The 10,543-nt window shown below is 39.1% G+C and carries 8 protein-coding genes and 2 pseudogenes; 8 read left to right on the top strand and 2 right to left on the bottom strand.

Features of this window, described 5'->3' with window-relative positions; translation table 11 throughout:
- Nucleotides 1–186 precede the first annotated feature (186 nt).
- Nucleotides 187–1,785, top strand: coding sequence for a bifunctional aspartate transaminase/aspartate 4-decarboxylase (locus ACOV1R_RS14930; RefSeq protein ID WP_217203374.1), 1,599 nt, complete (start codon nucleotides 187–189; stop codon nucleotides 1,783–1,785).
- A gap of 12 nt (nucleotides 1,786–1,797) precedes the next feature.
- Nucleotides 1,798–3,456, top strand: coding sequence for an aspartate-alanine antiporter (gene aspT, locus ACOV1R_RS14925; RefSeq protein WP_216765697.1), 1,659 nt, complete (start codon nucleotides 1,798–1,800; stop codon nucleotides 3,454–3,456).
- 389 nt (nucleotides 3,457–3,845) lie between these two features.
- Here aspT and ACOV1R_RS14920 read toward each other — a convergent pair.
- Nucleotides 3,846–4,097 (bottom strand): annotated as a pseudogene (locus ACOV1R_RS14920) (hypothetical protein); the annotation flags it as partial.
- A gap of 13 nt (nucleotides 4,098–4,110) precedes the next feature.
- Between ACOV1R_RS14920 and ACOV1R_RS14915 the strand changes: the two are divergent.
- From ACOV1R_RS14915 to ACOV1R_RS14890, 6 genes and pseudogenes are all read left to right on the top strand, one after another.
- Nucleotides 4,111–4,641, top strand: a pseudogene (locus ACOV1R_RS14915) (acetate kinase); the annotation flags it as partial.
- Nucleotides 4,638–5,321: an IS6 family transposase gene (locus ACOV1R_RS14910; RefSeq protein WP_022669498.1), complete on the top strand. Its 684-nt coding sequence runs from the start codon at nucleotides 4,638–4,640 to the stop codon at nucleotides 5,319–5,321. The pseudogene ACOV1R_RS14915 and the gene ACOV1R_RS14910, both read left to right, overlap by 4 nt.
- An 850-nt stretch (nucleotides 5,322–6,171) precedes the next feature.
- On the top strand, nucleotides 6,172–7,107 hold the full coding sequence (locus ACOV1R_RS14905) for a replication initiation protein (RefSeq protein WP_217203372.1): 936 nt from the start codon (nucleotides 6,172–6,174) through the stop codon (nucleotides 7,105–7,107).
- Nucleotides 7,100–7,576 (top strand): hypothetical protein, encoded by a 477-nt coding sequence (locus ACOV1R_RS14900; protein ID WP_020923862.1) that lies wholly within the window; start codon nucleotides 7,100–7,102, stop codon nucleotides 7,574–7,576. Before ACOV1R_RS14905 ends, ACOV1R_RS14900 begins: the two co-directional genes overlap by 8 nt.
- Before the next feature lie 34 nt (nucleotides 7,577–7,610).
- A complete protein-coding gene (locus ACOV1R_RS14895) occupies nucleotides 7,611–9,377 on the top strand; it encodes an RNA-directed DNA polymerase (RefSeq protein WP_217203370.1) in 1,767 nt (588 codons plus the stop codon).
- A 208-nt stretch (nucleotides 9,378–9,585) separates the two neighbouring features.
- On the top strand, nucleotides 9,586–10,062 hold the full coding sequence (locus ACOV1R_RS14890; protein ID WP_217203368.1) for a hypothetical protein: 477 nt from the start codon (nucleotides 9,586–9,588) through the stop codon (nucleotides 10,060–10,062).
- 129 nt (nucleotides 10,063–10,191) lie between these two features.
- On the opposite strand, the gene ACOV1R_RS14885 is transcribed toward ACOV1R_RS14890, so the two are convergent.
- A partial coding sequence (locus ACOV1R_RS14885; RefSeq protein WP_423766170.1) for a type II toxin-antitoxin system YafQ family toxin occupies nucleotides 10,192–10,543 on the bottom strand: 352 nt, incomplete at its 5' end.

The following is a 10,543-nucleotide window of genomic DNA, read 5'->3' as shown; positions in this document are numbered from 1 at the left end:
AAAGCTTTTCATGGATTAAAAACTCCTGTTTTTGATCTAATTTAACTAAAATCAAATCGAATGTCAAAGTATCCAAACACGTTCTTATGCAAAAGAGTTATTATTTGCACAATAAGTCCATCCACTTTACGATGGGTTGGTAGATAACTTAAGGAATTTATAAAGAAAACGAGGAGGAAGAAGAAAATGGACAAGATCAACAAGAATGATGAAAAGCAGCTGGAACATTTAGGTGCCTTTGAAATCAGCAATAAAATGCTGTCATTGGCACAAAAAAACGAAAAAAATAATATCTTTTTGAATGCTGGCCGCGGAAACCCGAACTGGATCAATAAAAAAGCCCGTTTGGCTTTCACTCGCATCGTTGAATTTGGGGTCCTTGAATCAGAACGCACAATGAAAGACGGCGATTTAGCCGGATATACCGAAAAAGACGGGATCCGCGAACGTTTTGAAACATTCCTCGATCCAGATAAAAACGAAACCGATCAATTTTTGATGAACGTCTTGAGTTATATCAAAGACGAACTGCATTTGGACCGCGATGAAGTCGTAAAAGAATTTGTGGATGGCGTCATCGGCAATAATTATCCGGTCCCAAGCCGCATCCTGAAAAATTCCGAAACGATCATCAATCATTATCTGCAATCTGTCTTGTATCACGGAGAAGATTTGGAAAATGAAACGCAATTGTTCCCAACAGCAGGTGGGACTGCAGCGATCGTTTATATTTTCAATTCGCTGAAAGAAAACAAATTGATCAAACCGGGCGACAAGATCGCGCTCAACACGCCGATCTTTACGCCGTACATCCAAATCCCAGCCTTGAACGACTATGAAATGGTCGAAATCGACTTGGGCTCGAAAGAAGAAAATAATTGGGAAGTTTCGCCGAAAGAGATCGACAAATTACAGGATCCCGATATCAAAGCTTTCTTCATTGTCAATCCAAGCAACCCAGGCTCCAAAGCATTTGACCAAAAAGCACTGAATGAAATCAAAAAAGCCGTTGCGAAGAATCCGAACTTGATGATCATTACTGATGATGTTTACGGAACGTTCGTTGACGATTTCCAAACAGTTTACAGTGTCGCACCGAAAAATACTTTGCTTGTTTATTCTTACTCGAAACTCTTTGGAGCGACCGGCTGGCGCTTAGGGGTGATCGGTGTCAGCAAGGACAATGTCTTTGATAAATTGATCGCGGCACTTCCGCAAGCAGATAAACAAGCACTCGAAAAACGTTACAGTCTTGTTGTTTTGGAACCCGAAAAGATGAAATTCATCGACCGGATGGTAGCGGATTCCCGTTCGATCGGCTTGTATCATACTTCTGGCTTGTCAACACCGCAGCAGATCATGGAAGTCCTCTTCAGCTTGACGCATTTGGTTGAGAAGACGAAAAACGATCCGTATATCGCAGCTTCGAACAAATTGATCGATAAACGCTACGACGACTTGCATAAAGCCTTGACGTATCCGGAAGACAACAGCGAAACTTCTGCGAAATATTATTCGATCATCGATATTTACGAATTGGCTGAAAAGCGTCACGGCAAAGCGTTCCGCGAATACTTGGCAGACAACTTCGAACAAGTCGACTTCTTGCTGAAATTGGCTGAGAAGAACGGCGTTGTATTGATGGATGGTGTCGGGTTCGGTGCAGCACCTGGCGATTTGCGGGTTTCTGAGGCGAACCTGCCGACGGAAGATTATCGCTTGATCGGCCGTCAAGTGCTGGAACTGCTTGATGAATATTATCAAACGTTTGAAGCACAAAAATAGGGGTGGATAGTGATGAAAGCAATTGTGGATTATTTGCTTGCCAATCCGATCATTCCGGTATTTCTTAGTCTGAGCCTAGGCTATCTGCTGGGGCGTTTCAAGATCAAAAGCTTCTCCGTCGGTTCGACGGTCGGGGTCTTGATCATTGCGCTTATTATCGGTCAAATCGGAGCTTTTAAGATCGATCCGCTTGTCAAAAGCATTTTCTTCGATCTCTTTATCTTTACGATCGGCTATGAAGTCGGACCTTCATTTATTCGCAGTTTGAAGAGTACCGGACTTAAGCTCGTTGGCCAAAGTGTCTTCTTCGCGGTAGTTGCGTTTGCGATCGCGATGGTCTTGTTTAAACTATTCAAAGTCGACCTTGGCGAAGCGGCTGGGATCATCGCCGGCGCTTTAACGCAGTCGGCGGTCATCGGGACTGCCAACTCGTCGATCAATGGTCTTGATATTTCTTCAGCTGCTAAGGCAGCCTACAACTCGGAAGTCGCGATCGCATATGCTTTGACCTATGTTTTCGGGACCGTCGGGGTGCTGGTCTTCTTGAAGAATATCGCGCCAGCGATCCTGCACGTCGATTTGAAAGAAGAAACGAAAAAATTGGCAGAAAAACTCAACTTCACTTCCGGAAGTTTTTCGCCATTGACTAGTTCTGTGCGGGTCAGAGGATTTTTGCTGGGAGACGATTCTCCGATTGTCGGCAAAAAGATCTTGCAAATCGAAAAACAATATCACTATGAATTTGTTGTTGAGGCTGTGCTGCGCAAGGAAGAAAGCATCCCGGCAACCAGCGACTTGGTCCTTTCGCCAGGCGACGAGATCGTGGTCGTGGGCAATATGGAAGAATTTTTACAGTTGGAACAAAGTCATGGAACGACCGAAGTTTCAAACAAACAGTATCGTAATATCCAATTGAAAACGATCAATGTGATGTTGACGAATGCTTTTAATTTCCATGCTTTGCAAGATATGGTCAAGAGCGGCTTGATGATCACCTCCGTCGAACGCGACGGCAAAAAAGTTACCGATCTGACAACGATGCGCAGCGGTGACCGCTTGACGATTATCGGAACTCCGCGGGCACTGCAAAAGATCTTGCCAGAAATGGGCTATGAGATCGCTGAAGGACAAACGACCGATATCAGCTTCTTGACTATCGGGATCGTTCTCGGGGTTCTCTTGGGATCGATCGTGGTCAAAGCTTTCAATATCCCGATCACACTCGGTGAAGGCGGCGGCGCACTTTTCTTGGGGCTCTTCTTCGGATGGTATCAAGAAAAACACGCCAACATCGGCAATATCCCCGGACCCGTCCGCTGGGTCTTCAAGAGTCTCGGTTTGAACTTGTTCATCGCGGTAGTCGGGCTGCAAGCCGGCTCAGACTTTGTCAGCGCCCTAGTGAAGATGGGCTGGAAAGTATTGATCATCGGGGCGATCATCTCGATCCTTCCGCATTTCATCACATTGCTGTTCGGTCGATATGTCTTGAAGCTGAACGCGATCGATAATATCGGCTCCTTGACTGGGGCGGGTACGATCACCGCTGCTTTGAACGCGATCAATGAAGAAACCGGCAGCAGTTTGTTCGCCCTCAGTTATACACCAGGGTATGCAGTCGGCAATATCCTCTTGACGATCCTCGGACCGTTGACAGTTGCGCTTTTGAGTTAGGCAAGGCGCAAAATCATAAATAAAGAGGTTGAGACAAAAGTGTCCAGCTTCAAGAAATAAGAAGAAAAATCCGAAAATAGTTTCTCATATTTTTGAGATTTTTCGGCTTATTTCCGAAGAAGCTGCTTTTGAAACACCGTTTATTCGGAAAAAGAGGCTGGGACATGACTTTTGTCCCAGCCTCTTTTTTATGGTTCTATAATATTTAGTGTTGGTGGAAAATCCTTCGGGTTTTTCTTCCAGCACTCTTTTTTATTCTTGAGGATAGAAATAGAGATATCCAAACTGATAAAATGTAGTCAACGAAAACCAACAGTCATCAGGAAAGGATATCTCCATGGATCATCATACTAGAAAACTTTTAGGTTTCACAGATAAAAATCTCTCTTTCAGCGAGAATTGGCTGACCGAACGAACTCACGCTGATAGAACTTGTTCAATTGTTCCTCGGCAATTTGCTGGCTTGGTAACGGATCAGTGGCTAATTTGACGCGACCATTTTCACTTGTGGCTAAGTAGTATTCTTTTTCAGACTGACCAAGTTCTTGCGTTTCCAAAACATGTAGATTATGTTCATAACGTCCTAATGCGTTATCAACTTCCAACCCATAAAAACCAAGAAAGCTTTTTAGAAGGCTTTCTTGGTTTTTATGGGAAGGCGGAAAATCTGTCGATACTTCGATGGGTTTCACGCCGCTTGCCGGCGTAACGATGGGGACTCGTTCAGGCGACGTCGATGCTTCCCTTTTGCCTTATTTGATGGATCACCTTGGGATGACGGATGTTCATAAAATGATCGACATCCTGAACACAAAATCCGGGATCCTCGGTTTGTCCGGAATCTCCAGCGATATGCGCGATATCGAAGCTGCTGTCAAAGAAGATAACGAGGCCGCGGAACTGGCGCTTGAAATCTATTGCGACCGGATCCGCAAATATATCGCTCAGTATATTTCTGTTATGAATGGGGTCGACGCGATCGTATTCACAGCCGGTGTAGGCGAAAATGATACTGGGATGCGCGAACGCGTTTTGAAACCGATGACTTGGTTCGGGATCGATTTTGATGTTGAAACCAATAACAAGATCCACGGGAAAGAAGCCGAGATGGTTCTGGTGCAAATTTTCCTCGCTGACTTGATTTTAGTATACTGGGTGCCAAGAAACGAGGGATTGCGCGCATGAATCACTTTAAGGGACGCCACTTTCAAAAGGACATCATCTTAGTAGCCGTTGGCTACTATTTCAGATTCAGTCTCAGCTATCGTGACATCGTTGAATTGCTTCGGGATCGGGGTATCACTGTTCATCACACCACGGTCATGCGTTGGGTTCATCACTATGGCCCCATCTTTAAGGCTCTATGGCGTCGGCATCAAACAGCTCACGCTAAAAGTTGGCGAATCGATGAGACCTATATTCGAGTTAAAGGCCGTTGGGCCTATTTGTATCGCGCTATTGACAGTAACGGTTTGACCATGGATTTTGAGCTACGAAAACACCGCGATTATACCGCATCCTATCACTTTTTGAAGCGTCTCTTGACGACCAATGGTCGGCCTGATCGATTAGTCACTGATCAATATCGGGCAACACTGAAAGCAGTGAAGCACCTGATAAAGCAAGACTATTTGAGCAAATCAACCCACCAATGTTCCAAATATCGAAATAATTTGATTGAACAGGACCACCGATTCATTAAACGTCATCGTGTCCGCTCAGCAAGCTTTCAAAGCATTCGAACCGCTAGTGCAACGTTGAGCGGTGTGGAAATTGTTCACGCAATACGCAAAAGAACCCGACGAGAGTTAAGTCTCATCGGGTTCTCAGTCGTGGATGAATTAGAAGCATTGTTAGCTGCATAACCTTCAACATAGGATCAATAGCTGGTTAGATGGTCATCTCTCACACTGTTTGCACCAGATCCNCAATAGCTGGTTAGATGGTCATCTCTCACACTGTTTGCACCAGATCCGATATTATTAATCGTCCTGGCTTCGTTATTTAGCCCTCTAAAAGCCTGCTGAGGGCTTTTTATTTTTGCTTTGGTATAAATATATATAAACAGTCTCAAAATCGCTAGAAACGAGAAATAAGGCCCTTAAAAACGAATATAGCAGTTAGATTCTTGTTGAGATTCAGAAAAACTAACTGTTTGCTGTCAATGGTAGCGGACGAGCGTAGCGTGGGAGCATAAGGAATTGACAGCTCTAAACCAGTCTTAACACTGAAATGGCGAAAGCCAAAGTTTTATAGAAACTTTGCTTTCCTGCCTAACGGCGAGTGAAAAAGCGGTCAAGCTGGCTCAGCTTGGACGGGGTTCGGGGCGTCAGCGCCCGAATAAACGTGGCTTGCCACACCTTTTAGGCAACGAACGAAGTGAGGCGCAAGGAGCGTAGCGACTGGAGTTTAATGTGAGCCTGTTTTTGGGCTCACTCCTTTGTTTTTTTGTTTTAGATTTTGATCTTGTACAGTGGTGCCTCTTTTAAACCTCTTTTATAAACCTCTTTTAAACCTCTTTTAGACCCCTATTGCGTCTTACTCCCCCAAGGCGTACAGAAGTTTATCGACTACATTTTGTCTGTTTATCGACTACATTTTGTCTGTTTATCGACTACATTTTGTCTGTTTATCGACTACATTTTGTCTGTTTATCGACTACATTTATTTACTCCTGTATTCAAATAAGGTAGTATTATTCAAGGAGGTTATTTTATGAGCAATGAATTAGTCAAATATGACCCTGAATTAAATACAATCCCCTTGCGAAGGTTTACTCCTGTAGAAATGAACTTGTTCTTTTCTGTAGTTTCTAGAATGCGTGATAAAGGTGATGATACTGTTAGATTTACCTTTGATCAGTTAAAAGAGTTAAGTGCCTATAAGCCAACCGCAAATAATCGGTTTATTGATGACATACAAAGTACATATCAAAAAATACTAGGTCTTAGATTTGGCTCTCGAAGTAAAGATGGTCTTGATAGAGAGATGTTTGTCATGTTCACTCGATTTGAAATTAAGGGATCTGCAGACGTTCCTTATGTTGATATTCAAATTTATCCCAAAGCGTTGAAACTTCTAAATAATCTCGAAAGTTGGGTTCGTTATGCTTTGACAGAGTTCCGAGATTTAAAGAGTAGTTACGCAAAAACAACTTTTCGTATTCTTAAACAATTCCGAACCACTGGTTATGCTTATTTTTCTAAAAATGATTTCTTTGAACTACTAGATATTCCACAAAGCTATTGGAGTAAGCCTGCGAACGTTGAATCTAGGGTCATTCGCCCAATTAAAGAAGAACTAACCCCTTTATTTAGAGGTCTAACTATACGAAAAAAATATGGTAAAGGTCGCGGGAAACCAGTGATTGGTTATACTTTTACTTGGAAGCCTGAAAGAAAAGACGCAAACGACTTTTCTCAAGGTAAGTTCCAAGATGAGCGTCAAAAACTTTTTAATATCCAGAATAATGGTGAATTAACAGAACAAGAAAAATGGCGTGCTACCGATAAAGTTAAAGGCCTACCACTAGGCTCAACTGAAAAACAGATTTTAGCCGAACGACAGATTGAGCATGATAAAAAAATAAGAGATCAGACAAGACAAGAAATGCTTGCTGAACTCCGGAAGGGGTTTGGAAACAATGCCTAAAACCATTAGGGAACTTGCTGACGAATTTGGTGTATCAAAACAAGCCATTAGGAAAAAACTGGATGCAAACTTTAGAGCAAAATATGTGCAAACCGTTCCTAGGAACGGTGTACAAACCTTAGTTGTCAGCAACTCAGGATATTTGCTATTAAAGCAACATTTTGATGGTGGTAACATCCAGAAACTTGGAGAGAAGAAATTTACTAGTAACACTGGTAATATGAGTATAAATACAATAGAATTGCTCAACCAGCAATTAGCAATTAAAGATAAACAAATTAAAGATAAAGATGAACAATTAAAATCAATGCAAAAACTATTGGATCAATCACAACAATTGCAATTAATGGCTGAAAGAAAAATTGAAGAATTCAAAGTTATTACTTCTAAACAAAGTAAGCACGACAAGCCAGTTTTGAACAACGCTAATGATTTAAAACAAAAAAATGCCTGGTGGCATTTTTGGTAAGAATAAAATTTAACCATGTCAGGATGTGAAAATAATGGATACTTCTTTGCTTGAACTAAATTCTGATCCATATACTCTATTGAATGGTATGTTCGCTACCCAATTACCTCCACTGCTTAATAATTTGATAACTGAACATTCTTCTAAGGAATTAATTAAAGAATTGCGGGCTAATCCCCCAAAAACACTTTTTGATATAGATCCATCAACTAAATTAATTAACAGACTTGATCCAGGAATTAAATCTCCAGAATATATTTATGGAAATAACTGGGCAGCTGAATCAATTAAGTTTTTTACGGTAAAAATAAATGATTCTTGGAGACCAATGGCCATCCCAAATATAAAGCATTCATTGATGTTTACATATAACAGCCTCATTATTGCAAATTCAACGCTCAGTAAATTGTACTCTACTGATGAACGTTTAAATGGCAAAACAAGTCATTCTGAATCCCCCATAATTGGTAGAGACGGACTATTTTCATCTATGCTATATGAAGATGATATAGTTGAAGAAGATATAGCTATTGGTTTTATAGGATACGATGGAACAAACAAATTTTTTAAAGAAAGCAAACTACAGCGTTTTAAGATAGAATCAACATACCCATATGTCTTGCAAATGGATTTAAGTAAATTTTTCGAAAACATATATACACATTTATTGTCTCAAATTAGTATTATTGATTCAGAAAATTCTGAAAAGTTTAAAAAGTTTCTACACTGGTTGGATGAGTACAATCAAAAAATAAATGATGATCATACAAAAGGGATCATACAGGGTCCAATCTCCTCCAAAATATCTGCAGAATTGTTCCAATTATCACTGGATAAAAAAATACTTAGGTTAATCGACAAATTAAATTTAGATATTAACTTTACTCGCTATGTTGATGACTATCGTTTTTTTTCCAAAAGAAATTCTGATTTAGAATTAATAAAACACCATTTAATAAAACTATTCAGACAATATGAGTTGTCTTTTAATGACAGCAAATTTCAAATATATAAAGGTTTTGAAATACAAAAGCAAGCGCATCTAGACCGTTATCCTGTAATAAAAACTCTTACAAAGGGACATATATCACAGTTTTCATTTGAAGATTACACCGTCCTAAGAGAAACTATTATTAATGTACTAGCAGAAAGCGATATACCTACTGCAAAAGCCATCTTATCAATGGTTAAAAATCAAGTAAAAAACAAAAACGTAAAATTTAAGGATAATAAAGTAGTAATATCCTTAATGCTTTTTTTAATAAAAATAACATATGTCAAGCCTATACTATCCATGCATATTTACAAGGTTATTTCTGCAGCTGTCTCTACTGCAATACCAGCTGTTAGACACAAAATTTGGAGTACTCTCTTTGCGGAATTAGATTATATCGAAGATAGCTTTTCTGATACAGATTTAGAAGTATGGTACTTCTATGCCTTGGGTAAAGCAGGTACATCTAAAGAAACATCCAAAATATTTTCTGCATACAAGAAAAAGAAAAAACAAACAGACCTTAGTGTATTGGTTTTAACAGTTCTGCTGAAGCAACACAGCAAACAAACAAATAAAAGAATTGAATTAGAAATTACTAGTATGGCAAATAGTAGTTCAAACCCAGATAAATACTGGGCAGGAATTTCTCAATCCAAATGGTGGCTCCCTATCTCAAAACTTTGGATAGTAAATGAAAGAAGTGTTAGTAATAATATTAGCAAATTGTTTATCTCAAATAATCGTAATAAAATTCAATGGGACAAACTTGGTATAATAGAGTTTCTACTAAGAAACACTAATTAGCTAAATGCTATATGATATTTTGAAGGCCTATCCGTATAAATTAAACCACAAAACTATAGAAGCGAATATTAGCTAGTATTTTGAATCAAAATTCGTATATTAGGATGGATATTTGCCTTGCTAAAAGAGATTAGTTGGTTTTCCTATATTAATAATGATGGAATAGATTTTACTCCATTAATCATTTTTGAAAGTGATGTGTTTTTTTATGGCTAGCGTTGTAAGTAAGTTTATTGATATTTGTACTGAGTATAAATATGTTCCCTTCTCTTTTATCTTGGGTGTTGTTTTTCTTGTTGCTTATTGTTTAAATATTCTACCTGGTTACAGTGGGTGGATATTTATTATTTTTCTAATTTTATTAATTAGTTTTGCTTTTAATTTATGTCGTATTCTTTATTGTCAGCATAAAATTGATAAATATATGAAAAGTCTAGCTAGTGACAATAATTATTTTAATATATTATATAAGCTCCATAAAGCTGATGGCTCACCTGTTGATTTTGATAATCGGAATATATATATTAGTACTTTACAAAATGCTGGAATGATTGAACTTAAAAGTTATTTGCCTGTGGAATTTCATAATGGGTTTGATAGTGTGGGTCATGAATATTCTGGTTATACTATTTCTTATTTAGGCGAAAAATATTTGAAACAAGAGCTTTTAAATAGAAAAAGGTGATGGTTAAAATTTTCTCTCAGGGTCTATAATTACCAAATCGCCCCTCAAAAACATTGAAAGAATAACCCCTAATATCTATAATGTAGATATTAGGGGTTATTTATTTTCATATTATAAAAATAACTTCTTCTATTTGTCATTTTTTCGATACCTTTTAGCACGATTTTGACCAGGAAATAAACGATCATGCGATCCGACTCGAATGCCAATTAAGACTAGTTCATCTTTATCAATCGTATAAACCACCAGGACATCGTTAGTTTCGCTTGGTGTTTTGTTTTTCGGGGTATCTCGTAAGTGAAATTCATTATAACCGCTCATTCGCCGATTAAGCTCATGATCTTCAAATTCTGGTGGTAATTGTTGTTGCTCAAGTAACAGGTCAATGGCTGCTCTAACTTCATCAATAATAGATTTGTCTAAACTGGCTAACCGTTTTAAATCAGCATTAAAGGTTGCACGTGGTTTAAATCTTAGTTTT

The organism is Lactiplantibacillus sp. YT640 (assembly GCF_049745435.1).
In the GTDB taxonomy this organism is placed as follows: Bacteria; Bacillota; Bacilli; order Lactobacillales; family Lactobacillaceae; genus Lactiplantibacillus; species Lactiplantibacillus plantarum.
The sequence above is the reverse complement of the archived record's forward strand: the minus strand, read 5'-3'. Positions and strand labels throughout refer to the sequence as shown.

What these genes read in the sequence shown, in the direction of transcription:
- ACOV1R_RS14930 (WP_217203374.1), top strand. Translation starts at nt 187, where the DNA reads ATGGACAAGATCAACAAGAATGATGAAAAGCAGCTGGAACATTTAGGT.
- aspT (WP_216765697.1), top strand. Translation starts at nt 1,798, where the DNA reads ATGAAAGCAATTGTGGATTATTTGCTTGCCAATCCGATCATTCCGGTA.
- ACOV1R_RS14910 (WP_022669498.1), top strand. Translation starts at nt 4,638, where the DNA reads ATGAATCACTTTAAGGGACGCCACTTTCAAAAGGACATCATCTTAGTA.
- ACOV1R_RS14905 (WP_217203372.1), top strand. Translation starts at nt 6,172, where the DNA reads ATGAGCAATGAATTAGTCAAATATGACCCTGAATTAAATACAATCCCC.
- ACOV1R_RS14900 (WP_020923862.1), top strand. Translation starts at nt 7,100, where the DNA reads ATGCCTAAAACCATTAGGGAACTTGCTGACGAATTTGGTGTATCAAAA.
- ACOV1R_RS14895 (WP_217203370.1), top strand. Translation starts at nt 7,611, where the DNA reads ATGGATACTTCTTTGCTTGAACTAAATTCTGATCCATATACTCTATTG.
- ACOV1R_RS14890 (WP_217203368.1), top strand. Translation starts at nt 9,586, where the DNA reads ATGGCTAGCGTTGTAAGTAAGTTTATTGATATTTGTACTGAGTATAAA.